Raw genomic sequence first — 23,898 nt, 5'->3', positions numbered from 1 at the left:
TGCCTGGGAGTGGGGACGCCTCATCGCTGCGCGGGCCGACCGGAAGAGCTGAAGCGGCCGACGCGGTCTGGGGGGAAACGGAGTCATCCGCCCCGCTGCGGCGTGGGCCGCCCCCCTTTGTCAGTCCCACCCCGTCCAGGTGCCGTGCGTCGTCCCATCCTCCTGATCGTCTTGGCCCTGCTGTGCCTGGTGCCGCACCGGCCCGCCCGCGCCGTCGAGGCGGTCCGCGTCTCGCTGGACAGCACGGCCGTGGACCTCACCCCGGTGGTGGAGCGCTTCACCGGCCAGGGTGACCGCATCCAGATCTCCACCGCCCCGGGGCCGGACGGCATCGTCCGGCGCATCGAGGTGGGTGCCAAGCAGAGCGGCACCAAGCCCAACTGGATCGTCTTCGCCCTCACCAACGACACGGACGAGCAGATCGAGCGGCTGCTGGTGGCGCCGCACTTCCGCCTCGTCGGTTCCGGCCTCGTCTGGCCGGACCTCGGGGCGACCCGCATCTCGGCCATCACGGCCAGCCAGGGCTTTTCCCCCGAAACCCAGGACAGCCCCGACGCCGACATCTTCCGCGTCACGCTGGACCCCGGCGCCACCGTCACCTACGTGGCGGAGCTGCGCACCCCCAACCTGCCGCAGCTCACCCTGTGGGCGCCTGACGCCTACAAGGATCAGATCACCAACCTGACCCTGTTCAAGGGGATCGTGATCGGCATCGCCGGGCTGTTGGCGCTGTTCCTCACCATCGTCTTCGTGGTGCGGGGCGCCGTGATCTTCCCGGCCGCTGCGGCGCTCGCCTGGGCGGTGCTGGCCTATGTCTGCATCGACTTCGGCTTCTGGCACCGGCTCTTCGCCGTGGGCGGCGACGCCGACCGGGTGTCGCGCGCCGTGGCCGAGGCCGTGCTGGCGGCGACGCTCTTCGTCTTCCTGTTCGCCTATCTGCACCTCAACCGCTGGCACGTGCGCTACGGGCACATCGGGGCGGCCTGGATCGTGTTCCTGGCGGCGCTGGTGGGCTTCGCGCTCTACGACGCGCCCGTGGCGGCGGGCGTCGCCCGTATCACGCTGGCGGCCGTCGCCGGCATCGGCCTGATCCTGGTGCTCTACCTGTCGACCCACGGCTACGACCGGGCCGTGATGCTGATCCCCACCTGGTTCCTCCTGTCCATGTGGGTGACGGCGGCGGGCTTCACGGTCGAGGGCAGCCTGTCCAACGACCTCGTGTCGCCGGCCCTGATGGGCGGGCTCGTGCTGCTGGTGATGCTGATCGGCTTCACCATCATGCAGAACGCCTTCGCGGGCTCGGGCCTCGGTCACGGCGCGGTCTCGGATTCGGAGCGCAAGGCCCTGGCGCTGACGGGCTCGGGCGACATCATCTTCGACTGGGACGTCGATGCCGACCGCATCTACGTCAGCCCGGAGATCGAGCACCAGCTCGGCCTCAAGCGCGGCAGCCTCGAGGGGCCGGCCTCCGGCTGGTTCGACCTGCTGCACGGCTTCGACCGCGAGCGCTACCGCGCCTCGCTCGACACGGTGCTGGAGCAGCGCTGCGGCCGCATCTCCCATCACTTCCGCCTGCGCGCCGCCGACGGCCACTACTTCTGGTACAGCCTCAAGGCCCGCCCGGTCGTCGGCCAGGACGGCGAGGTGGTGCGGGTCGTCGGCACGCTCAGCGACTGCACCGACAGCAAGGTGGCGGAGGAGCGGCTGCTGCACGATGCCGTGCACGACAACCTGACCGGCCTGCCGAACCGGGAACTGTTCTTCGACCGCCTCGACGCCGCCCTCACCATGGGCCAGTCGGCCGGCGCGGCGCGGCCCTCCGTCATCACCATCGACGTCGACCGGTTCAAGGCCGTCAACGACCAGGTCGGCCCCTCGGTGGGCGATTCGATCCTGCTGACCCTGGCGCGCCGGCTGGGCCGCCTGCTGCGCCAGCAGGACACGATGGCGCGCATCGGCGGCGACCAGTTCGCCTTCATCATCATGTCGGAGCAGAACATCGACGCCGTGCAGGCCCTGGCCGACACGCTGCGGCGCACGCTCGCCACCCCCATCACCTTCGGCGACCACGAGATCGCCCTCACCTGCTCGGGCGGGCTCGCGCCCTTCGATCCCGGCGTCCATGCCAAGCGCGAAACCATGCTGCAGGATGCCGAGGTGGCCATGGCGCATGCCAAGCGCGCCGGCGGCGACAGGATCGAGGTGTTCCGCCCCGCCATGCGGGCCGTGCGGGGCGAGCGCGTGACGCTGGAGGCGGACCTGCGCCGCGCCGTGGAGCGCAACGAACTCAAGGTGCATTTCCAGCCGATCGTCCGGCTCGAGGACCGCACGATCGCGGGGTTCGAAGCCCTGCTGCGCTGGACGCATCCGCGGCTCGGCAACGTCCCGCCGTCGGACTTCATCCCGGTCGCCGAGCAGACCGGGCTCATCGTCGACCTCGGGATCTTCGCCCTCGACCGCACCGCCCGGGAGCTCGCGGCCTGGCAGGCGGCGCTCGACGTGTATCCGCCGATCTACGCCAGCGTGAACGTGTCGTCGCGCCAGCTGCTGCGCCACGACCTCCTCGGCGACGTGAAGTCGGTGCTGACGCGGTCGGGCGTGCTGCGCAACTCCCTGAAGCTCGAGCTGACCGAGAGCCTCGTCATGGAGAACCCGGAATATGCCGCCAAGATGCTGGGCCGCATCCGGGACCTCGGGGCGGGCCTGTCGCTCGACGACTTCGGCACCGGCTATTCGTCGCTGAGCTACCTGCAGCGCTTCCCCTTCGACACGATCAAGATCGACCAGAGCTTCGTGCGCCAGAACGGCAAGGGATCGCGGCCCATCATCCTGCGCTCCATCGTGGGCCTCGCCCACGACCTCGGCATGGAGGTGGTGGCCGAGGGAGCGGAATCGGAAAGCGACGTGATCGAGCTGAGCCAGCTCGGCTGCGAATACGCGCAGGGCTTTGCCTTCGGCCAGGCCATCACGGCGGCGGAGGCCCGCCGCCTGGTCGGTGCCGCGAGCGAGGCCGCCTGACGGCCCGCCGCCACGGGGGAGCCCCATGACGCAGGACGCCGCCGAACGCGCCCCGGTCGCCGCCGGCATCGTGTCCTTCCATCCGGACCCGGCGCTGCTGCTCGACCTCGTCGCCGTGCTCAGCCGCGACGTCGACCGCATCTACCTGTTCAACAACGCCCCGCTCGACCCCGCGCTCGAGATGGTGCTGGCCGACTATCCCCGGCTGGCGGCGATCGAGGCCGGCTCGAACCTCGGCGTGGGGGTGGGCCTCAACGTCATCGCGCTCGCGGCGAGCCGCGAGGGGTTCGAGCGGCTCGTGCTGTTCGACCAGGATTCGCGCCCCTGGCCCGGCCTGGTGCCGCAGCTCGGCGACGCCTTCGGGCGTCTCGAAGCGCTGCGGCGCAACCCCGCCGCCATCGCGCCGCGGCTGGTGGTGCCGGGCGGCGGGGCAGCGGGCGCCTCCAAGGCGCCGCGCTACCGCGCCCGGGGCGGGGCCGAGGACGGGGGCACGCTGGTCCCGGTCGACTTCCTGCCGACGTCGGGCACGCTGTTCAACCTCAGGATCCTGCGCGAGACCGGCCTGTTCCGGGCGGACTTCTTCATCGACGCCATCGACGTCGAATGGTGCTTCCGCGCCTGGCGGCGCGGCTTCAGCTGCTGGCTGGCCGGCGCGCTGCCGATGGAACACACGGTGGGCTCCGGCACCATCCCGCTCGGCTTCGGCCTCACCATGCCGGACCAGCGCCCGTTCCGCATGGGCACCTACCTGCGCAACACCGTCTACGGCTTCCGCCTGCGCCACGTGCCGCTGACGTGGAAGCTGAAGCAGCTCGCCTACCTGCCCCTGCAGGTCTGGGGCTTCGCCCGCCACCACGGGTTCCGCGCCGCCGCGCTCCGGCCCATGCTGGCGGGCCTGCGCGACGGGCTGCTCGGCCGCCTCGGCGTCCCGCCCGGCCTGGAGCCGTGACGGGGGCGGAGCTGGCCCGGCACTATCCGCGGCTCTACCACATGGCCGAGGACGGGGCCTGGCCCTCAATCCGGACGCACGGCCTGCTGTCGACCTCGGCCCTGCTCCGGGCGCACGGCGTCGCCGGCGAGGCGGCGGCGGGGCTCGAAGCGCGGCGGCGTCCCGCCGGCGTGCGGCTGTCCGGCCCGGGCCTGCCCGAGGCCGTGCTGCGCGACCAGGGCCCGATGAGCGACGCCGCGCTGCGCCGCTGCCTCGACGATGGGCTGGCGCCCGAAGACTGGTACCGCCGGCTGAACGGACGGGTGTTCTTCTGGCCGTCGCGGGCGCGCCTGCTCCGCCTGCTCGGCGCGCGGGCCTACCGGCACCGGCCCCAGACGGTGCTGACGTTCGACACGGCGAGCCTCGTCGCGGCCCACGGCGACACGATGGAACTCAGCCCCATCAACAGCGGCGCCACGATCTTCGGCGGGCCGCGGCGGGGCCTCGGCACCTTCCTGCCGCTGGCCGCCTGCCCCTTCGCGGCCTGGCGGGCGAAGCGTGGCCTCGCCGGCGCCGTCGTCGAGGTGACGGTGCCGGACCGCGTCCCGGATGCGGCCCGCCACACGCTGACGGTCGAGCGGATGGACGGCGGCGTGGCGGCCGAAATCTGGCGGCGGGAGCCCGGCGGACCGGTGACGTGAGCCCGACCCCGGCGGATCAGGTCCCCATGGACCAGAAGGCCGCCACGGCCGTCCTCGGGGTCATCCGGTTCGGGAGCCGCGCGCGCCGTCGATGACGGCGGCAGGCATCCCCGCCGCCGTCCCCCGCCGCCCCGGCTCCGCCCGGCACACCGACAGCACCATGCCGCGCAGCCAACGATGGGCCGGGTCGGCATCGGCCCGGGGGTGCCACATCTGCGAGACCGTGATGGGAGACGTCGCCACCGGCAGGGCGAAGGCCCGCACCGGCACGGCGGCGGCGCCGGCCGGGTCGGGGTGGCCGGCGCGGACGAAGGACCGCGTCACGAGGCCGACGAGGTCGGAGGCGGCCGCCACCGCCAGCGCCGCCGGAAAGCTCGGCACGACGAGGCTCACGCGGCGCTCCAGGCCGAGCCCGGCGAGCGCGTCGTCGACCGGGCCGCGCATGCGGCCCCGGCGGGACGCCACGACATGGTCGCAGGCGGCATAGCGCGCCGCTGTGACGGCTCCCGCCAGCAGCGGATGGTCCGGCCGGACGACGCCGACGAACCGGTCCTCGAACAGCGCCTGGATCATCACCTCCGGCCCGGTCTCGCCGAGCACGCCGACTTCGAGGTCGACCAGCCCTTCGCGCAGGAACCGCACGTCCTTGTCGGGTTTGGGGGCGAAGGCGATGCGCACGCCGGGCGCCGCCGCCATCACCGCCCGGGCGAAGCGCGCCGCGAAGCTTTCGACGAAGCCCTCGTTGGCGCGGATCGTGAAGACGCGCTCCAGCGCCGTGAGGTCGAGGTCCCGGGCGGCCGGCTGCAGCACGGCCCTCGCCTCGGCGGCCAGCGCCCGCACGCGCTCGCGCAGCGCCAGCGCATGCGGCGTCGACACGAGCCCGCGGCCCGCCCGCACCAGCAGCGGGTCGCCCGTCGCCCGGCGCAGGCGCAGCAGGGTCCGGCTCATGGCCGAGTCGCTGAGGCCGAGCACCCGGGCGGCACCCGCCACGCTGCCCTGCGCCAGGAGGGCGTCGAGCGCCGCCAGAAGGTTGAGGTCGGGACCGGACATCAGGGGCTCCCAAAGCAGGTTCGGCCTTCTCGCAGTCGCCTCGGCGACGCCGAGCCGACGGGACTGCTTTCGGTTCGAGAGCTGGCGCGCCCGCCCCTCCGGAGGCCAAAGCGCTGTAGCACGGTTCCCGCCCCGGACATGGCGTCCCGTGCAGGGATCGCCTGCCGGCGCCGCGCCTTCCGCCATGTCGCCTCGCCGGTATCCTGCAGGGATCGCACCGACAGGACACGCCATGACCGATCCGGCCCCCGCCGCCCCGCCTCAGCCTGCCCTCCCGGCCGCCCCCGAGGACGGCCTGCCGAGACCGCGTCGCCATTGGGCCACGCTGGCCATCATGGCCACGATGGTGCTGGTGGTGCTCGACGGCGCCATCGCCAATGTGGCGCTGCCGACCATCGCGGGTTCGCTGCGGGTCCAGCCCGCCGCGACCGTCTGGGTGGTGGGCGCCTACCAGACCGCCCTGGTCATGGCCCTGCTGCCCTGCGCGGCCCTGGGCGAAGGCTTCGGCCTGCGCCGGGTCTTCGTCGGCGGGGTCGTGGCCTTCACCGGTGCCTCGCTGCTCTGCGCGCTGTCGCCGTCCCTGCCCTGGCTGGTCGCGGCCCGCTTCGTCCAGGGCCTCGGCGGCGCCGCCGTGATGGCGCTGGGCATCGCGCTGATGCGCTTCACCTACCCGCACCGCCTGCTCGGCAGCGTGATCGGCTGGAACGCCACGGTGATCGCCCTGTCGGCGGCGGCCGGCCCGACGCTCGGCTCCGCCATCCTGGCGGTCGCGGCCTGGCCGTGGCTCTTCGCCGTCAACCTGCCGGTCGGCGCCATCGTGCTGGCGGCGGCGGCGGCGCTGCCCCACCCGGCCGGCACGGGCCGCCGCCTCGACCTGTCGAGTGCCGCGCTCAACGCCCTGGCCTTCGGCGCCGCCATCCTCGGCCTGGACCGGGCGGCGCACCAGCCCGGCCTCGCCGTCGCCCTGCTCGCCGCGGCAGCGGCGGCCTTCGTCGCGCTGGTGCGCCGGGAGTTGCCGCGCCGGGCGCCGCTCGTCCCCCTCGACCTGCTGCGCGGCCGGCCGTTCCGCATCTCGGTCATCGCCTCCGTGTGCTGCTTCGCCGGCCAGATGGCGAGCTACATCGCCCTGCCCTTCTATCTCCAGCACGGGCTCGGCCAGGACGCCGTCGGCACGGGGCTCATCATGACGCCCTGGCCCCTGGTGGTGGCGGTGGCGGGTCCCGTCTCGGGGCGCCTCGCCGACCGGGTCCCGAACGGCCTGCTCTGCGCGGCGGGCGGCACCGTCCTGGCGGCGGGCCTGGGGCTCGCCGCCGTCTGGCCGCTGCACGGCCATCCCGGGCCGCTCGTGGCCTTCCTCATGCTGGGCGGACTCGGATTTGGCCTGTTCCAGACGCCCAACAACCGCAACATGCTGCTGTCGGCACCGCGCGAGCGCAGCGGTGCCGCCGGCGGCCTGCAGGGCACCGCCCGCCTGCTCGGCCAGACGGCCGGATCGGTGATCATGGCGCTGCTGTTCTCGGTGCTGTCGACCGAGGCCGCGCCCCGGGCGGGCCTCGCCGTCGCGGCCGCCCTCGCCCTCGCGGGAGGGCTGGTGAGCGCTGCGCGCATCGGGCCCGGGCGCCCGGCCCGCTCGCCGGGATGCGGCTCGCCTCCTCCATGAGCCGACAGCTCCGATGCGCGCACGGCAAGCTTACGCGGGGTCGAAAGCGCCGATCCCCCGCTCACTTCGCCGCAGCGCCAGCGCATCCTGCCGAACCATGCCCCGGATTCCGTCGAGATCAATTCTTCATCAAGGAATGCGGCGCATTTTAACCATATGAAACACGTCAGGCATCGCGCCCTTGCCGCAACGGCGCTGATCACCATCTTGTCGAACCTTTCCGCCTCTGCGGCATGGGCGGACATATGGCAGGTCTCCAAGGTGTCCGGCCGGGCGTGGACGGGGACCGAGGAGGCCAAGACCGAACTCGCGGCCGGCATGGCGGTGACGCCCGGGGCGGCGGTGACGACCGGCGACCGGTCCCGCGTCATGCTGCAGCGCGGCAAGGAATCCATGGTCATCGGCCCGCGCAGCGTCGTGACGGTGACGGACCACCCGGACGAGGGCCTGTCCACCACGGTGGTGGAGAAGGCCGGCACGGTGTCGTTCGACGTCGAGAAACAGAACGTCCAGCATTTCTCCGTCGAGACCCCCATGCTGGCCGCGGTCGTCAAGGGCACGCATTTCACCGTGGCGGTCGGGCGGGCGGACGGCCGGGTGTCGGTGGCACGGGGGACCGTGCAGGTCACGTCGCTGAAGACCGGCGAGCAGACGAACGTCACCGCCGGGCAGCGCGCCAGCGTCGGCAACCGCGGCCTGTCGGTGTCGGGCATCGGGCAGCACGCGCCCGTGACCCATGTGGCGCCGCGCGCCGCCGTCCCGGGTCTGGCAGCGGCAGCCCCGGTGGGCGCGCCGGAAGCGACGCAGGCCGTCAGCGCCCCCACGGCCGCGGTCGGCAAGGAGGCGGCGACGGCGGCTCCCGCGGCCGCCTCCCACACCGGCGAGGCGCGCTCCACCTCCCCGGCCAGCTCCGGTGCCGTCGCGACGCCCTCCACCGCCGGCGTGGCGCCCGCCGCGACGTCACCCAGCCCGGCCGCGCCCGCCGCGGCCGCCACGGCGGGCACGCCGACCACGACCGTTCCGACGGGTTCGGCTGGGGTCACGACCACGGGGGCGAGCAACACCGGGACTGCCAACACGGGGACCGCCAACACGGGGGTGACGAATACGGGGGCGACGAATACGACCGCGACCGCCCCGTCCCCGGCGGCCTCGGGACCCGCCACGACCCAGACCGCCACGCCGGCTCAGAGCAGCACGGCACAGACGGCGCAAACGGCAGCGCCGTCGACGACATCCCGCCGCAACCAGCAGACCACCACACCGACACCCGCCACGACGACCGCGGAACCGGCCGCTCCGGCCCCGCCGACCGCACCGGCTCAGCCGACCCCGGCGGTTCCCACCGCGCCGGCAGCACCGACGGCTCCCGTCGCGCCGGCAGCTCCGGCGGTCCCTGCCGCGCCGGCAGCCGCCGTCACCCCTCCGGCAGCACCCGCGACCCCCACGCCGGTTCCGGCCGCCGTCCCGACGCCGGCCGCCCCGGTCGCCGCGCCCAGCATCACCATCAGCGGCATATTGGGCACGGTCACGTTGGGCATCGGCACCCTCACGGTCAGCGGCCCGCCGGCCGCGGCGACCAACACCGGCAACGACGTCAAGAACAAGAACCCGGAGGGCAAGGCGGACACCGGCCAGGGCAAGGCCAAAGGCGAGCGGGCCACGGCACTGACGGCACGGGTCGGCACCGCGCCGACATCGCAGCCGGCCCGATCCCCCGGCCGTCATGCCGCCCGGGGCGACGGCGCAGGCCTGGGCCTGCGGGGGAGCGACGCGGCGGCCGTCTCCGGCGCCGCGCGGGACGAAAGCCGCCACGGGCTGGCGAGCCAGGTCGGCGATGCCGCGGCCGCCTCGGGCCCCGGCACGGCGGGGGCCGACCCCGGTGCGGCCGGGGCGGGCGACGCCTCCACGACCGGCCAAGCCGCGACCGGCAACACCGCCGCTGGACGCGCCAGGGGCCCCGGCGTCGCTGCGGGACGCGGCGATGGCCATGGTGAGGGCGAAGGACACGGCCGCGGCGGCCCGGGGCATGGCGGCGGCGGCCCGGGTCACGCGGGCCGGGGTGGACAGGGCGGCGGGGCTCAGGGAGGCGGGGCTCAGGGAGGCACGAGTCCCGGAGGCCGCGGCGGCGCGGGGGCGGCCGGCAACGGATCCGGCGGCAACAGCGCCGCGGGGGCGAGCGGCGGACCGGGCGGAAACGGCGGTCAAGGCGCCGGCGGCGGCCAAGGCGGCAACGGCGGTGGCGGCAACGGCGGGGCCCAAGGTGGCAGGGGCGGTGGTGCCAACGGCGGCGGTCAAGGCGCCGGCGGCGGCCAAGGCGGCAACGGCGGCCAAGGCGGCGGTGGCCATGGCGGAAACGGCGGCGGCGGCCAGGGCAACGGCGGCGGCAACGGTGGCGGCAACGGCGGGGCCCAAGGTGGCAACGGCGGTGGTGGCAACGGCGGCGGCCAGGCTGGCGGTGGCGGCCACGGCGGGCGTGCCGGTGGCCACGGCGGCGGCGGGCACGGCGGCGGTGGGGGCGGGCACGGCCGATGAGGGCGCGCATGCCGCGCTGGGCCGCCCCGCGTTGGCGTGACCTGCAGCCGGCGCTGCGCGCGCGACGCAGTCTGCTGATCCGGCTCGGGGCGGTGCTGGCCGTGGCGGCGCTGGCGCCGTCGACGCCCTTCGACAGGCTCGAGACGGCCATCACCGACGCGCGCTTCGGCCTGTGGCACCGGCCGCCGACGGGGCGGATCGTCGTGGTCGACATCGACGCTGCCAGCCTCACGCCCGAGCGCGGCTGGCCGTGGAGCCGGAAGGTCCACGCCGCCCTGCTGGACCGGCTGCTCGACCTCGACGCCGACACGGTCGCGTTCGACGTCGACTTCAGCGCCGAGACCACGCCCGAAGCCGACGCCGCGCTCGAGGCCGCCCTGGTGCGGGCCAAGGGTTCGGTGATCCTGGCGGCCCTGCATCAGCCCGCGACCCGGGACGGGGGTTTGGGTTCGGCCACGACCCTGCCGCTGCCGCGCTTCGCCGCCCAGGCCTGGCCGGCCACCGTCAACCAATGGCCCGACGCGGACGGGCGGGTGCGTGCCGTGGCGCGATCCGAACCCATGGGGAACGAGCGCCTCCCGAGCCTTTCCATGCTGGCGGCGGCGGTCCCGGCCGCGTCGGACGAGCCCTTCACGGTCGACTACGGCATCGACGTCGAGGGCATCCGGCACGTGTCGGCGGACGCGCTGCTCGGCCATCGCGTCGCCAGGGACGTCATCGCCGGGCACATCGTCCTCGTCGGCGCCACGGCGCTGCAGCTGCGCGACGAGGTCGCGGTGCCGCGGTTCGGCATGATCCCGGGCGTGGTGCTGCACGCCATGGCGGCGGAAAGCCTGATGCAGGGCCGCGCCCTGCGCCCCGTGTCCAAGATGCTGGAGCTGGCCGCCGCGGCCCTCGGACTCGCCGCCGCCGCAGTCCTGGCGCGACGGCGGAAGCTCGGGCCCCGGCTCGCCGTCCTCGCCGGGGCCGCGCTCCTGGGCGAGGCCGGCGCGGTGGCGCTCCAATCCATCCTCCCGCTCCAGCTCGGCACCGCGCCGCTCCATGCCGGCCTGCTGGTCTTCGCCGTGGTCGCGGTCGGGACCGAGATCGAGGGACGCCGCATCGGCATCCTGCGCTCGCGGGCCGAGGCCGACCGGCTGCGCACCATCCTCGACCGCGTCATCGCGGACAATTTCGCCGGCGTCGTCGTGGTCGACCACGACGGCACCGTGCGGGCCATCAGCGCGGCGGCGGCCGCCATCGTGGGCTTCCCGGCCGACGCCGAGGACCATCCGCGGTTCGACGCGGTGCTGCCCGGCCCGCTGGCGGCGGCCTGCGCCGAAGCCATGGCGCGGGCCGCGGACGGCACCGGGTGGCGGCGGCCCGCGCAGGAGATCGACTGCATCCTGGGCGACGGGCGCCGGGTGACGCTGGACTGCGTCGCCACGCCCTCGCGCATCCCCGGCCCGGTCGGGCTCGACGGCCGCCTCGGGCCGGAGCGCCACGCCGTGTGCCTGTCCTTCGCCGACGTCACCGAGCAGCGCGCCGCCGAAGCCCGGCTCGTCGCCATGGCGCGGCGCGACGCCCTGACCGGCCTCGCGAACCGCCGCGTGCTCATCGAGGGCATCGAAGCCGCGCTCGCCGCGGCCGAAACCCGGGCCGCCGAGGGTGCGGAAGCGGCGGCCGGGCCCGCCGTGGCGCTGCTGTTCTTCGACCTCGATCGCTTCAAGGTGGTCAACGACCGGCTGGGCCACGCCAACGGCGACGCGCTGCTGGTGTCGGTCGCGGCACGTTTGGCGGCCTGCGCGGCGCCCGGCGACCTCGCGGCGCGGCTGGGCGGCGACGACTTCGCGCTGCTCGTGTCGCGCGCCTCCGTCGCCGACGTCCGGAGGGCCGCCGAAGGTGTCGTCGCGGCGGTCGGCGGCGTCCACTCGCTCGGCCCCTACGAAGCCTCGGTGGGCATCAGCCTCGGCATCGCCGTGGCGGGCTCGGGCGACGCCCCCGCCCTGATGCGCGGTGCCGATGCCGCCATGGGGGCGGCCCGCCGCGCCGGCGGGGACCGCGCCGTGCTGTTCGACGCCGCCATGGCGCGGGGCGTCGAGGACGACCGGGCGCTCGAGCACGACCTGCGCGAGGCGCTCCGGCGCGACGAGGTCGGCGTCGTCTACCAGCGCCAGGTCGACCTCGCGACGGACCGCATCGTCGGCGTCGAGGCCCTGGTGCGCTGGCGCCATCCGACGCGCGGCCCGGTCTCGCCCGCCGTCTTCATCCCCATCGCGGAGCGCACCGGCGTGATCGAGGCGCTGGGCGCCTGGGTGCTGCGCACGGCCTGCCGCGACGCCGCCGCCTGGCCGGATCCCATCCGGGTGTCGGTCAACCTGTCGGCCATCCAGCTCCAGCGCGACGACCTCGTCGCGACGGTGCTGGACGCGCTGGCGGCGAGCGGCCTGCCGCCGGACCGCCTCGACCTCGAACTGACCGAATCGCTGTTGATGGAGAACGACGGCCCCGCCCGCGACCGGCTGGAGCGGCTGCGCGCCGCGGGCGTACACCTCGCGCTCGACGATTTCGGCACGGGCTATTCTTCGCTGAGCTACCTGCGCGACTTCGCCATCGACAAGATCAAGATCGACCAGAGCTTCGTGCGCGGCCTGCCCGGCGAGCGGCCGGCCGCCGCCATCATCGAGGCCGTGGTGAGCCTCGCCGGCAACCTCGGCCTCCGCGTCAATGCCGAGGGCTGCGAGACCGCCGAACAGGTGGACGCGTTGCGCCGCCTCGGCTGCCACGAGGTGCAGGGCTGGTTCCACGGCCGCCCGGAACCGTCCAGCGCGATCGTGGCGAGCTTGCAGGCCCAGCTGGCCACCGCCAACCCTGCCACGGTCCGCGGAACCGCCGCGGTGCTGGAGGAGGCCTGACCGGGATGGATGCGCCGCCGGCAGGGTGCCGCCGCGCCGCGCCGCCGCGCCGGGCGACTGCATCATGGTGTACCCGGGCGAGATCCACGACGGCCTCGGTCGAGCCCCGTGCCGTCTACGTCGTCGCCCGCGACCCAGCAGGCGTGAGCACGTCGCGTGCCGCGCCTTCACCGCCGTGGTGCCGGGCATCCGCGAGCCCGCCCTGGCCGCCGGGCTCAAGCAGCATGGGCTTTCTCGAAAGCCTTGGCGGTTCCATGCCGTCGAAACTGCTCTCGATCGGAAGCTGGAGCGAACGACGGCAAAAACGCTTTCGCGAGCGCCTCGGACGTCGACGCCGGACGCGACCGCCGGCTCCCGTCCGGCGGACGGGAGCAGCAGCACAACCGCGCGTTCCCAGCCATCATCGTGGAACTTCACCGCATTCCAGGGTTTCGGTTGCAATCGGACCGCGACCGCCCGAGACGGGCACCCTTGGAGAACCGCATGGTCGACAGTCTCGTCCAGACGACCGACGCGGTCTCGCCGCGAGACGGCTGGCGCTACTGGAAGGACACGGTCCTTGCAGCCATGGATTGCCAGAACCTCGACCACGGCGCGCCCTTCGGTGCCCGCCGGAGCGTGACCTCCGTCGCCGGAGGCATCATCCTCGACACGGCGAGCAGCCCGCTGTCCGTGCACCGCTCGGCCCGCGGCCTCGCGCGCGACTACATCGACTTCGTGGCCCTCACGGTCTTCGTCGAAGGCCACGGGCTCGGCGACCCGAGAGACAGCGGGGGAACGGCACTCTCGACAGGGGAGATCGCCCTGTGCGACCTCGCCCGTCCTCACAGGGCCACGGGCCTGACCCGGTATCGCGAACTGCGGCTCTACATGCCGCGCGCCGCCTTCTCGGCCAGGATCGGGCCGATCGACGACCTTCTCGACCTCAGGATCCCGGCGGCGGCGCCCCTCGCAGCCCTGTTCACCCGCTACTTCCGCGGCCTCTGCGACCTCCTGCCGACCCTGTCGCGGCAGGACGCCGATGCCGGCGTCGACGGCGTCGCCCACCTGCTGTCGGCCCTGGTGGCGCCCCGCACCGGCATCAGGCACGACGGAGGCGAGCAGGCGTCCGGCGGTGCCATGCTGAGGCTCGCGGAAAGCCACATCGCCGCCATGCTCGGCGATCCGGCCTTCGATGGCGCGGCCCTGATGCGGGCCATCGGCGTGTCGCGCTCGAACCTGTACCGGGTCTTCGCGGGACGCGGCGGCGTCGCGGCGGCGATCCGCGACGCCCGTCTCGACCGCGCGCGCCAGCGCCTGGCGTCCCCGGCCGACCGCCACCTCACCCTGGTGCAGATCGCCTACCGTTGCGGCTTCGAGGACTATTCCACCTTCGTGCGGGCCTTCCGCCGGCGCTTCGACACGACGCCCCGCGACTGCCGGCGGTCGTGAGAGCGGCGGGCCGTCGCGCCTGCGGCACATCCGGCACGCGATGGGTTCACCAGGCCCGCGGCGCAGCGCGTCGGTCGAAAGACGGGACCTGTGCTCCAGGCCGGAGCGCCGGCCGTGGCGATGACAGGGCCGGCTCGGAAGTCGGCTTCGGCCGCTCCCACTCGCCATCGATGCCGGCGGGTGCCGCCGTCTATCGAGGATCTTCACCCTCGGGGCATCCCGGATCGCGCCCAAGGGCCAGCGCCGGCCGATCGAACGTCCATGCCGCCCCGATGCCGGCCGCATAGGCCGCCACGTCCCAGCCCGAGAACACGCGGCCCACCAGAAGCGTCCCGGCGGCGGTGAGCCGGAAGGCGTCGAGGGCCGGGGTGTGGAGCAGCCTGAACAGCTCCACCGCCACGGCCAGCGCCAGCGCGGAACCGGCGAGCCTGCCGCGAGGCACGCCCGGCACCACGCACGCCAGGAGGCCGTAGACCATCGCCCCCCACAGGACGGAACCGCCGTACTTAGTCACCGCGAAAGGCAGGCCGAGCCCTGGCCCGAATCCGCGGAGCGCCAGCCCCGTCATCACCACCGCGATCGTGGCGGCGAGGGCGGCCCACCGCCTTCGGCTGGCAATGCCCGCGTTGGCCGGCCCCGGCGACGGATGGGGGAGCGCGGGCACGGCGAGGGCGAAGCCCGCGCCGCCCTCGGTGTCGAGGAGATCCACCGTGCCGCCGTGGGCACCGACGAGCGCGCGCACGATGGACAGCCCCATCCCGGTGCCCCCGTCCTCGCGCCTGGTCGTGAAGAAGCTGTCGAAGACACGGGCGCGGTTCCCGGCGGAGATGCCGGATCCGTCGTCGCGGACCTCGATGCGGACGAAGGGCCCGCCGCGCCGCGCCGACACGCGGAGCGTGGCCGCCCCGTGGCGTCCGGCATTGTCGGCGAGATGGGACAGGAGCACGACGAGGTTGTCGGCCGAGACGCCCAGTGCCGCTTCGACATCCCCTTCGCCCCGGATCGAGAGCGCCGGGAACCGCGCCCGCAGGAGACCGAGCGCGGGAGCGAGCGTCGCACTGCCGGCCGTCGGCTCCGCCTCGGCCCGCGCCAGGTCCCTGAGGCGGGACAGCAGGGCCCCGAGGCGGTCGGTATCGGCCAGCAGGTGGTCGAAGAAGCGAGAACGCTCCCCCGCGCCCATCCCACTGTCGTCGTCGCGCAGCAGTTCCGCCGTGCCTCGGATGGCCGTCAGCGGAGACTTCAGCTCATGGGACACATGGGCGGCGAAGCTCGACACGGCGTCGCTCCGGTTCGTCAGGCGGGCCGCCATCTCGCGCAGGCTACCGGCGAGGGCAGCGAACTCGACCGTACCGTGGTGTCGATGCGACGCCACGGCTGCCCGATCGCCGCTGCCGATCGCCACCGTCAGACTGACCAGTTCGCGCACCGGCAGGCTGATGGCGCGATGCAGGACGAGCCCGGCCAGCGCCGCGGCGGCGACCACGGCCATCGCGGCAAGACCCAGCGCTTCGCGCTGGCCGTAGAGGCTGCCCAGGATGTCGACCGGCGTGCGCGACGCGTAGAGGACCCCCGCCACGCGGTGCCGCACGACGATGGGGACGGCGAGGAAGAGCCGGTAGGGGCGACCGCGGCTGAGCGACCCCAACGGAGGATAGGGATGCTTCGACAGTCGACGGCGCAACGCCGCCGTCGTGCGACCGTGCAGGGCTTCGGCGACCTCGTCGACATGGGCCAGCGACTGGCCGATCTCGCCCCGGCCCGCGATGACGGTGCCGGAGGGGTCGAGCAGCCGGAAGCCGGCCAGCGTCACGGCCTGGGTGGCGGCGAGATCCGGTGTCACCCGCGCGCCGAGTGCCAGGAAAGCCGGGTCGGCGGGAAACGTCGGCGGCATGGCATCGGGGCGTGGCGGCAGCGCCGCGCCGAGGTCGGCACCGAGGCCCATGGCGTGGCCCTCGGCGACCGCGCTGCCGAGGGCCACGTCGGCCGGCAGAGTGGCGGCGGCCTCGCGCGCGATGGCCGCGGCGAGCGCCACGGACTGGGCGAGGAGCTCGGCCTCGGTGCGGCGCACGAGTTGGTCGTCGTAGATCCCGGAGGCGAGGATGCCGGCCAGCGGCAACGCCAGCACGGTGGCCAGCACGAGCGACAGCACGAGCCCGAGGCTCGGGCGGCCCGACCGCCAGAGCGCCGGCCTCAAGTGTCGCCGCCGCAGGCCCCGAGACGGAACCCGACCCCGTGGACGGTCTCGATCGCGTCGGCGCAGCCCACGGCGGCCAGCTTCGCCCGGATGTTGCGGACGTGGCTGTCCACGGTGCGGTCGGAGACCGCGGTCCCCACCCCGTAGGCGGCGTCGAGGATCCGGTCGCGCGTGAGGGCCGCGCGGGCACGCGCCATCAGGGCCGACAGGATCGCGAATTCCAGCGCAGTCAACGCCAGGGGCTTGCCGGCGAACGCCGCCAGGTGGGCATCCTCGTCCAGCGTCAGGCGACCTTGAGCCAACGTGCGGGCGGCAGCCGGGGCCGGACGGGTCCGCTTCAGGATGGCCTTGACCCGCGCGACGAGTTCCCGCGGACTGAAGGGCTTGGTGAGATAGTCGTCCCCGCCGATCTCGAGACCCAGGATGCGGTCCACCTCCTCGTCCCGTGCCGACAGGAACAGGATCGGAAGCTGTGATGTCCGGCGGATCTCGCGGCAGAGATCGAGCCCGTCCATCTCCGGCATGCCGATGTCGAGCACGGCCAGCCCGAACCGGCGCGTGCGGAACAGGCGCAGCGCTTCGCTCCCGTCGCGCGCCATCTCGGGCTCCATGCCGGCACGACGGAGCGCGAAGCCGATCACATCCCGGATGTGCGGATCGTCGTCGGCCACCAGGATCTCGGGAGCGCTCATCGTCGTCACCCGTCCACGCCGTCGGTGGGGCACCGCAACAGCCGGCTCGTAGACGTTGGATCTATCGAGATAACGCGAAAGCCGCCAGCCTTCGACGGTCCAGCTTCTCCAATCCGCCGACGCGCGGCGCAACTCGGCCGCCGTCCTGGCGCGCCATCCCGTCAAGGCGTCCCGTCCCCAGGAGTCCGGGGCGGCCGCAACGAAACGGTCGACCGCCGGAATGGCGTCCATGCCAAGCTCCTGCATCATCGCGACGTCGAGCGCCGGTCCTCCGCCGTGCAGTTCCGCGCAACGGGCGACGTCGTAGTCGGCGACGACCCGGGGACGTCGGCGAGGCACCAGGCGTAGATCATCGCCAGCGCCGCCAGGAGGCTCCTGGTCACCAGCCACCGGTTGTCGCGGCGCAGCATGCCCTGCAGGACGACGAGCCCGACACCGACGGCGACCAACCCCATCCAGGCGAAGGCCGCGACCCGCCATTGGGTGAGGCCGTAGACGGCGACGTAGAGGGCGAGCCTTTGCATGGCCGACGCGACCAGCAGGACGTTCTCCATGAGGAAGACGACGAGCAGCACCGCGTTGGCGCGCGACACCGGCGGGCCGCCTGGACGGCGGACCACGAGGACGAGGGCCGCCGCCAGGAGCGCGGTGACGACCAGCGGATAGGCGCCGCGGTGCGCGTAATCGGCGTAGGTGATGCCCTGCGGAAGGGCGAGAGCTCCCCACAGATAGGCGCCGTCCAGGCCGAGTTGCAGGGCGAGCAACGCGCAGAGCACGAGCAGCGCGCGCGACACGGCGCGCGAGGACCGGAGCAGCGCCGCGAGTTCCTCCAACTCGCTGTCACGGGCGTCCGCCAGGCGCGGGATGCCGGGCGGCGCGACCACGGGACATGGCCGCCGAATTCGGATGGCGGGCCACACCGCCGCCAACACGCAGAGCCAGAAGAAACATCGCGGGACCTGCACCAGGGTCACGCCCCAATCCGACGTCGCGTCGAGGACCACACGCGATATCACCGGGTTGGCGCTGGCCAGCAGCGCCAGGAAGAGGGTGAACAGGACGGCTGGGACGATCCAGCCCAGCCAGTGAAGCGCACGCGACGGGGCATCCGCCGTCCTCTCCCGGCGGCGCTTGGAAGCTCGTCGACGTCGGAGATCCCGCACCGCCTGCACGGGGCCGCGGAAGAAGAGCAGCGTCGAAGCCCGGGTCTCCGCACCCCACCTGAGGCGACCGTCGAGGGTGCCCAGCCGGATGGCGAACGCCGTGCCGAGCACGGCCAGGATCGAGGACAGTGGCGTCAGCCGGTCGACCGCGGGTGCGAGCGCCACCAGGAGGAGCACGACGGCGAGGGCACGCCGCGCCGGGCTGACGCGGCGCACCTGGACCGTCCAGGCCGTCGCGGCGACGGCGGCGAAGAACAGGGGGACGGAGAGGCCGAGGCCATGCAACCAGAACGACCGATCGGCCACCGCCACGCAGACGAGTTCGGGCCCGAACAGACCGGGTGCCCGGAGCGCCAGGCCGCGTTTGACGAAGACCGTCATGGCGTCCCCTCCTCGCGGTGTCGCGCGCGGGGCGAAAGAGAGAAGGGGATGATCAGCGCGGAGGGCCCGGCGATGGCCTCGGCGAGCCACCAGGCGTCATCGAGCAACCGCCGTGGAAGGCGCGGGCGGGGAGGGAGAAGGGGGTGGGGTGAGAGAGCGGGGTGGGGTGAGAGAGCGGGGTGGGGAGGGGTGGGGTTCTGCATGGGGCGAGTATCCCCAAGCGGCGTGCAGCGCCGTGTCGCGAGATGTGCAGAGGATCGGGAGATCCGTGCAGATCCCGTGCAGGGGCGGGACGCGATGCTGCGGCAGGTGCCGATGCAAATCCGCCGAGCCCCGCCTGCGAGACCGGGACCGCTCCCCTGCCCGGCGCCACCCCGGTTTCACCCGCTCCAGCCCAAGCGCCTTCGCCCTCGGCGAATGCGATCCAACTCCGCATCGAGAGCGGTTTCGTCGCCTGGATCCGCCGAGGCGATCCAAGACACACGGAGTGCTGGAGCACCGCGACTTCTCGCTGTCGCTCGTGCTCGACGGCTCGCCGAGCCGGCACACGGGCGCGGCGCGGTTCCTGGCGGAGTCCTTCGGCTCGGGCGTCCAGCACATCGCCGTCGGCACGGCCGACATCGCCGCGACCGCGGCGCACCTCGCCGCGAACGCACCCGACGCTATGTCCATGCCGGACACCTACGACGGCGACCTCGACGCCCGCTTCGTGCCGGCAGACGAGTCCCTCGACCGGCTGGGCGCCTACCGCGTGCCCGACGACCGGGACGCCGAAGGGGCCGCGGTCTTCCAGCGCTTCACCCTAAACCCTCGACGGGTGGTTCCTCGTCGAGGTGGTGGAGCGGCGGATCGAGGCCTCGCCGTCCAGAAACGTCAGTCGCGCAACTCCGCCATGCCGCGGGAGTCGGCTTAGAACTCTTCCCAGTCCGCCGGCGCGGCCGCGGCGGCAGGCTTGCGGGCGGCGCCGCCGCGCCCGACGGACCGCAGGGCGGGGACGGGCGCCGAGGCGGCGCGGGGCCTGGCGCTGGCCCGCGTCGGCACGGCCTCGATCCCGGCGCTTCCCGCCAGGCGGAAGCGCCCGACGAGCTCGGACAGGGCATCGGCGTCGCCCGCCAGGGCCTGGCTGGCCGCGGTGGTCTGTTCCACCATGGCGGCGTTCTGCTGCGTCACCTGGTCCATCTGGTTGACGGCGACGTTCACCTCCTCGAGCGCGTTCGACTGCTCCTGCGACGAGGACGCGATCTCGCCCACGATGGCGTCGATCTCCGTCACCTGCCCGGCGATGACGTTCAGGGCCGCTCCGGCCTGCCCCACCAGGGCCACGCCCTGCTCGACGTGGCGGCCGGAACTCGAGATCAGCCGCTTGATCTCCTTGGCGGCATCGGCCGAACGCTGGGCCAGGGCCCGCACCTCGGACGCCACGACGGCGAAGCCCCGGCCCGCGTCCCCGGCCCGCGCCGCCTCGACGCCGGCGTTGAGCGCCAGCAGGTTGGTCTGGAAGGCGATCTCGTCGATCACCCCGATGATCTGGCTGATCTCGCGCGAGGACTTCTCGATGCCGTTCATGGCTTCGACCGCCTGCGACACGACCTGCTCGGAGGATTCGGCGTTCTTGCGCGCCGTGCCGACGACCGAGCGCGTGTGCTTGGAGCCCTCGGCGGTCTTGCGCACCGTGGCGGTGATCTCGTCGAGCGCCGCCGCCGTCTGCTCGAGGCTCGCCGCCTGCTGCTCGGTGCGGCGGCTGAGGTCGTCGGCGGCGGTCGAGATTTCCCGCGTGCCGGACCGGATGGTGGCGCTGCGGGCACTGATGCCCTGCAGCGTCTGGCTGATCTTGACGACCGAGTCGTTGAAGTTGATCCGAAGCGGCTCGAAGCTCGGCTGCAGGGCGGCCGCGATGCCGCAATCGAGATCGCCGTCCGACAGCTGCTTCAGCCCCGCCGCGATGGCCTCGACGGCCCGCACCCGGTCGGAAACGTCGGTCGCGAACTTGACGACCTTGGTCACCTTGCCGCCGAGGTCGAAGATCGGGTTGTAGGAGGCCTGGATCCAGATCACCCGACCGGCCTTGCCGATCCGCTTGAACTCGGCCGCCACGTATTCGCCCTGGCGCAACCGGCTCCACAGCCCCTCGTAGTCCGGCGAGCGGGCATAGTCCGGCTCGACGAACATGCGGTGGTGCTGGCCCTGGATCTCCTCCAGCCGGTAGCCGACGGTGTCGAGGAAGTTCTGGTTGGCGGTGAGGATCTCGCCCGAGACGGTGAACTCGATCACGGCCTGGGCGCGGCCGATCGCGTCGAGCTTGGCGCCGACCTCGGCCGTGCGGAGCTTCTCGGCCGTGATGTCGACCGCCTGCTTGACGATGCGGACCACGGCGCCGCGGGCGTCGCGCACGGGGTTGTAGGACGCCTGGATCCAGACTTCACGCCCGCCCTTGGCGATGCGCCTGTATTCGCCGGCATCGAACTCGCCTCGGCCGAGCTTCGCCCAGAACTCCTTGTAAATGTGGCCGCTCACCTGCTCCGGATCGACGAAGAGGCTGTGGTGGCGGCCGCGGATCTCGGACAGATCATAGCCCAGCGCCGAACAGAAGTTGGTATTCGCGTCGAGAATGTTGCCGGTCGGATCGAAATCGATGCGTGCCATAGACCTGTCGAGCGCGGCCAGGATGTTGCTCGCCTTGCTGGCTCCGGATCCCACCAACCTGAACATACGTAACGTCTCCAAGGGATTTGCAGTCTGTACAAACTCGGCAGATCCGCGCAAAGCGCAAACCTCAGGTTTAGTCACTGCATCTCCGCCGATCCAACTGCACTCCTTTTGAGACATACGGATTAAAGAACGGATAACATCGTTTGATATAGTTGACACCCATGGTCGAGACCAGGAACCATTGAGCGCAATTCGAGCAATGCCGGGCGCGATATGAATGTTTTTGGCTTAAACCGGAAAGCACCCGCGGCGGATCGGCAGAGATGTCGCAGCGCGGCGGGGACGAGGCGGGCTCCTCTGGGCCGCTTGCGAGGTTTGCCGACGCCCGCAACTGGCGTAAAGCGCGGGGCTCGCGCCGGGACGGAGGAGCCGCATGTCCGACATCGCCAGCCAGACATCCCCAGCCGCCGGCCCCCTCGCGGGCCTCCGCGTCCTCGAGCTCGGCCACTTCGTGGCGGCGCCCTTCTGCACGCGGCTCCTCGCCGATCTCGGGGCGGATGTCGTGAAGGTGGAGCCGCCGGGCGGCGATCCGGTGCGCCAGTGGGGGCAGCTGGTCGACGGCCATGCGCCCTGGTGGTCCATGCACGGGCGCAACAAGCGCTCGATCACGCTGAACCTGAAGCACCCCAAGGCCGCCGCCATCGTGCGCGACCTCGCGGCCCGCTCCGACGTCGTGGTCGAGAACTTCCGCCCCGGCCAGCTCGACAGGATGGGCCTCGGCGACGCCGCGCTGCGGGCCGGGCGGCCCGACCTCGTCGTGGCGCATATCTCGGGGTTCGGACAGGACGGGCCCTACCGCGACCGCGCCGCTTTCGGCGTCATCGGCGAGGCCCTCGGCGGGCTGCGGCACCTGTGCAACCACCCGGCCGGCACGACCGACCTGCCGCCGATTCGCATCGGCATCTCGATCGGCGACAGCCTCGCCGGGCTCTACGGCGCCTTCGGCATCATGGCGGCGCTGTGGCGCCGCGACGCCGCCCGGGTCGGCGACGGGCGGGGCCGCACGCTCGACGTGGCCCTGACCGATTCCGTGCTCTCCATGATGGAAGGGCTGCTGCCCGAATACGGGGTGCTGGGCACGGTGCGCCAGCCCGCCGGCTCGCGCATCCCCACCGCCGCCCCGACCAGCGCCTATCCCTGCGCGGACGGGACGTGGATCGTCCTCGCGGCCAACTCCCAGCCGCTCTTCGCCCGGCTCGCCGCCCTGATGGGGCGGCCCGAACTCGCCGCCGACCCGCGCTTCGTCGACAATCCCGCGCGGCTCGCCAACGTCGAGGAGCTCGACCGGCTGATCGGCGCCTGGACCGGCACGCTGACGGCCGCGGATTGCGACCGGAGGCTCGAAGCCGCCGACATCCCGGCGACGCTGATCGCCTCGGCCGCCGCGGTCGCGGCCGACCCGCAGTTCCGGCACCGGGGCATGGTGCGGGAAGTGGAAGACCCGGCCTTCGGCCGGCCCGTGCTCCAGGCGGGCGTCGTGCCGCACGTCGCCGACGACCCGGGCGCCATCCGCTGGCCCGGCCCGGCCGTGGGGGCGCATACCGGCGAGGTCCTGGGCGAACTGGGCCTCGGGGAGGCTGCCGTGGCGGCGCTGCGGGCGGAAGGGGTGGTGTGATGGGGCAGGCCGTGGAGATCGTCGAGGTCGGCCCGCGCGACGGGCTGCAGGGCATCGGCCCCTTCGTGCCGACCGCCACCAAGATCGCCCTCGTCGAGCGGCTGCATGCCGCCGGGCTGGCGCGGATCGAGATCGGCTCCTTCGTCAGCGCCGCGGCCCTGCCGCAACTCGGCGACACCCCGGAGGTGCTGCGCCGCTGCGGGGGGCTGCCCGGCCTCGTCGCGCAGGTGCTGGTGCCGACCGAGCGCCGCGGGCGCGAGGCCCTCGCCGCCGGGGCGCGCTTCCTCGCCTACGTGCTGTCGGTGTCGGAGCCGCACAACCGCTCCAACGTGCGCCGCTCGCCGGACGAGTCGGCCGAGGACTACCGGCGCCTCGCCGCCGCGCTGCCGGCCGGGACCCGGATGCGGCTGAACCTCGCCACCGCCTTCGACTGTCCCTTCGCGGGCCGGGTCGACCCCGCCGCCACGCTCGCCCTGCTCGACCGGCTGGTGCCGGTGCTGCCCGGCGCCGAGGTCTGCCTCTGCGACACGACCGGCCGGGCCGACCCCGACGGTGTGGCGACGCTGTCGGCCGCCGCCCTGGCCCGCTTTCCCGGAACGCGCTTCGCCTTCCACGCCCACGACACCTACGGGCTCGGCACCGCCAACGTCCACGCCGCGTTCGAGCGCGGCATCCGCGTCTTCGACGCCTCGGTGGCGGGGCTCGGCGGCTGCCCCTTCGCGCCCGGCGCCACCGGCAATGTCGCGACGGAGGACCTCGCCTGGATGTTCGCCCGCCGCGGCGTGCAGACCGGCATCGCCCTCGAGCGGCTGGTCGCCGTGGCGCGCGACGCCGCCGCCCTCCCCGGCGCCACGGCCGGTGGCCGGGTCCGCGACGCGCTCGCGGCGGCGGACCGGCTCTGCGGCGCCGCCCCGACGGTCTGACGCT

15 protein-coding genes are annotated in these 23,898 nt (G+C 73.5%); 10 read left to right on the top strand and 5 right to left on the bottom strand.

What is annotated here, in order from left to right; all coding sequences use genetic code 11:
- The first annotated feature begins 144 nt into the window (after nucleotides 1-144).
- From D3272_RS20165 to D3272_RS20155, 3 genes are read left to right on the top strand one after another with little or no spacing between them, the layout of a single operon-like run.
- On the top strand, nucleotides 145-3,018 hold the full coding sequence (locus D3272_RS20165; RefSeq protein ID WP_245496692.1) for an EAL domain-containing protein: 2,874 nt from the start codon (nucleotides 145-147) through the stop codon (nucleotides 3,016-3,018).
- Between the two features lie 25 nt (nucleotides 3,019-3,043).
- Nucleotides 3,044-3,967 carry a glycosyltransferase family protein gene (locus tag D3272_RS20160; protein ID WP_129221005.1) on the top strand — a complete coding sequence of 308 codons (924 nt, stop codon included), beginning with the start codon at nucleotides 3,044-3,046 and terminating at the stop codon, nucleotides 3,965-3,967.
- Nucleotides 3,964-4,647 (top strand): DUF7002 family protein, encoded by a 684-nt coding sequence (locus D3272_RS20155; protein WP_245496691.1) that lies wholly within the window; start codon nucleotides 3,964-3,966, stop codon nucleotides 4,645-4,647. The genes D3272_RS20160 and D3272_RS20155 overlap by 4 nt, the downstream gene beginning before the upstream one ends.
- 60 nt (nucleotides 4,648-4,707) lie before the next feature.
- On the opposite strand, the gene D3272_RS20150 is transcribed toward D3272_RS20155, so the two are convergent.
- Nucleotides 4,708-5,697: a LysR family transcriptional regulator gene (locus D3272_RS20150; RefSeq protein WP_129221004.1), complete on the bottom strand. Its 990-nt coding sequence runs from the start codon at nucleotides 5,695-5,697 to the stop codon at nucleotides 4,708-4,710.
- Between the two features lie 232 nt (nucleotides 5,698-5,929).
- Here D3272_RS20150 and D3272_RS20145 point away from each other — a divergent pair, with 232 nt between their 5' ends.
- The 4 genes from D3272_RS20145 (at nucleotide 5,930) to D3272_RS20120 (ending at nucleotide 14,217) form a co-directional block, all read left to right on the top strand.
- A complete protein-coding gene (locus D3272_RS20145) occupies nucleotides 5,930-7,357 on the top strand; it encodes an MFS transporter (RefSeq protein WP_129221003.1) in 1,428 nt (475 codons plus the stop codon).
- 261 nt (nucleotides 7,358-7,618) lie between these two features.
- A complete protein-coding gene (locus D3272_RS28220) occupies nucleotides 7,619-9,892 on the top strand; it encodes a FecR domain-containing protein (protein WP_165361437.1) in 2,274 nt (757 codons plus the stop codon).
- An 8-nt stretch (nucleotides 9,893-9,900) separates the two neighbouring features.
- Nucleotides 9,901-12,786 carry an EAL domain-containing protein gene (locus tag D3272_RS20125; RefSeq protein WP_165361436.1) on the top strand — a complete coding sequence of 962 codons (2,886 nt, stop codon included), beginning with the start codon at nucleotides 9,901-9,903 and terminating at the stop codon, nucleotides 12,784-12,786.
- Between the two features lie 483 nt (nucleotides 12,787-13,269).
- Nucleotides 13,270-14,217 carry a helix-turn-helix domain-containing protein gene (locus D3272_RS20120; protein ID WP_129221001.1) on the top strand — a complete coding sequence of 316 codons (948 nt, stop codon included), beginning with the start codon at nucleotides 13,270-13,272 and terminating at the stop codon, nucleotides 14,215-14,217.
- Between the two features lie 190 nt (nucleotides 14,218-14,407).
- Here D3272_RS20120 and D3272_RS28335 read toward each other — a convergent pair whose 3' ends face one another.
- The 3 genes from D3272_RS28335 to D3272_RS20105 form a co-directional block, all read right to left on the bottom strand.
- On the bottom strand, nucleotides 14,408-16,411 hold the full coding sequence (locus D3272_RS28335) for a DUF2809 domain-containing protein (protein WP_165361435.1): 2,004 nt from the start codon (nucleotides 16,409-16,411) through the stop codon (nucleotides 14,408-14,410).
- Nucleotides 16,408-17,103 carry a response regulator gene (locus tag D3272_RS20110; protein WP_129221000.1) on the bottom strand — a complete coding sequence of 232 codons (696 nt, stop codon included), beginning with the start codon at nucleotides 17,101-17,103 and terminating at the stop codon, nucleotides 16,408-16,410. The genes D3272_RS28335 and D3272_RS20110 overlap by 4 nt, the downstream gene beginning before the upstream one ends.
- 245 nt (nucleotides 17,104-17,348) lie before the next feature.
- Nucleotides 17,349-18,647, bottom strand: coding sequence for a DUF4153 domain-containing protein (locus D3272_RS20105; protein WP_129220999.1), 1,299 nt, complete (start codon nucleotides 18,645-18,647; stop codon nucleotides 17,349-17,351).
- A 487-nt stretch (nucleotides 18,648-19,134) separates the two neighbouring features.
- On the opposite strand from D3272_RS20105, the gene D3272_RS20100 reads away from it, so the two are divergent.
- Nucleotides 19,135-19,560 (top strand): hypothetical protein, encoded by a 426-nt coding sequence (locus tag D3272_RS20100; protein ID WP_129220998.1) that lies wholly within the window; start codon nucleotides 19,135-19,137, stop codon nucleotides 19,558-19,560.
- On the opposite strand, the gene D3272_RS20095 is transcribed toward D3272_RS20100, so the two are convergent.
- Entirely contained in the window at nucleotides 19,557-21,290 is a 1,734-nt protein-coding gene (locus D3272_RS20095; RefSeq protein WP_245496690.1) for a methyl-accepting chemotaxis protein, read from the bottom strand. The two genes, D3272_RS20100 and D3272_RS20095, sit on opposite strands and share 4 nt — an antisense overlap.
- A gap of 439 nt (nucleotides 21,291-21,729) precedes the next feature.
- Between D3272_RS20095 and D3272_RS20090 the strand changes: the two genes are divergently transcribed.
- Together D3272_RS20090 and D3272_RS20085 are read left to right on the top strand one after the other, a co-directional pair.
- Nucleotides 21,730-22,971 carry a CaiB/BaiF CoA transferase family protein gene (locus D3272_RS20090; protein WP_129220996.1) on the top strand — a complete coding sequence of 414 codons (1,242 nt, stop codon included), beginning with the start codon at nucleotides 21,730-21,732 and terminating at the stop codon, nucleotides 22,969-22,971.
- Nucleotides 22,971-23,894 (top strand): hydroxymethylglutaryl-CoA lyase, encoded by a 924-nt coding sequence (locus D3272_RS20085; protein WP_129220995.1) that lies wholly within the window; start codon nucleotides 22,971-22,973, stop codon nucleotides 23,892-23,894. Before D3272_RS20090 ends, D3272_RS20085 begins: the two co-directional genes overlap by 1 nt.
- The last annotated feature ends 4 nt before the right edge of the window (nucleotides 23,895-23,898 follow it).

The organism is Lichenibacterium ramalinae (genome assembly GCF_004137085.1).
Classification (GTDB): domain Bacteria; phylum Pseudomonadota; class Alphaproteobacteria; order Rhizobiales; family Beijerinckiaceae; genus Lichenihabitans; species Lichenihabitans ramalinae.
The sequence above is the reverse complement of the archived record's forward strand: the minus strand, read 5'-3'. Positions and strand labels throughout refer to the sequence as shown.

What these genes read in the sequence shown, in the direction of transcription:
- D3272_RS20160 (WP_129221005.1), top strand. Translation starts at nt 3,044, where the DNA reads ATGACGCAGGACGCCGCCGAACGCGCCCCGGTCGCCGCCGGCATCGTG.
- D3272_RS20150 (WP_129221004.1), bottom strand. Translation starts at nt 5,697, where the DNA reads ATGTCCGGTCCCGACCTCAACCTTCTGGCGGCGCTCGACGCCCTCCTG.
- D3272_RS20145 (WP_129221003.1), top strand. Translation starts at nt 5,930, where the DNA reads ATGACCGATCCGGCCCCCGCCGCCCCGCCTCAGCCTGCCCTCCCGGCC.
- D3272_RS20125 (WP_165361436.1), top strand. Translation starts at nt 9,901, where the DNA reads ATGCCGCGCTGGGCCGCCCCGCGTTGGCGTGACCTGCAGCCGGCGCTG.
- D3272_RS20120 (WP_129221001.1), top strand. Translation starts at nt 13,270, where the DNA reads ATGGTCGACAGTCTCGTCCAGACGACCGACGCGGTCTCGCCGCGAGAC.
- D3272_RS20110 (WP_129221000.1), bottom strand. Translation starts at nt 17,103, where the DNA reads ATGAGCGCTCCCGAGATCCTGGTGGCCGACGACGATCCGCACATCCGG.
- D3272_RS20105 (WP_129220999.1), bottom strand. Translation starts at nt 18,647, where the DNA reads ATGACGGTCTTCGTCAAACGCGGCCTGGCGCTCCGGGCACCCGGTCTG.
- D3272_RS20095 (WP_245496690.1), bottom strand. Translation starts at nt 21,290, where the DNA reads ATGGCACGCATCGATTTCGATCCGACCGGCAACATTCTCGACGCGAAT.
- D3272_RS20090 (WP_129220996.1), top strand. Translation starts at nt 21,730, where the DNA reads ATGTCCGACATCGCCAGCCAGACATCCCCAGCCGCCGGCCCCCTCGCG.
- D3272_RS20085 (WP_129220995.1), top strand. Translation starts at nt 22,971, where the DNA reads ATGGGGCAGGCCGTGGAGATCGTCGAGGTCGGCCCGCGCGACGGGCTG.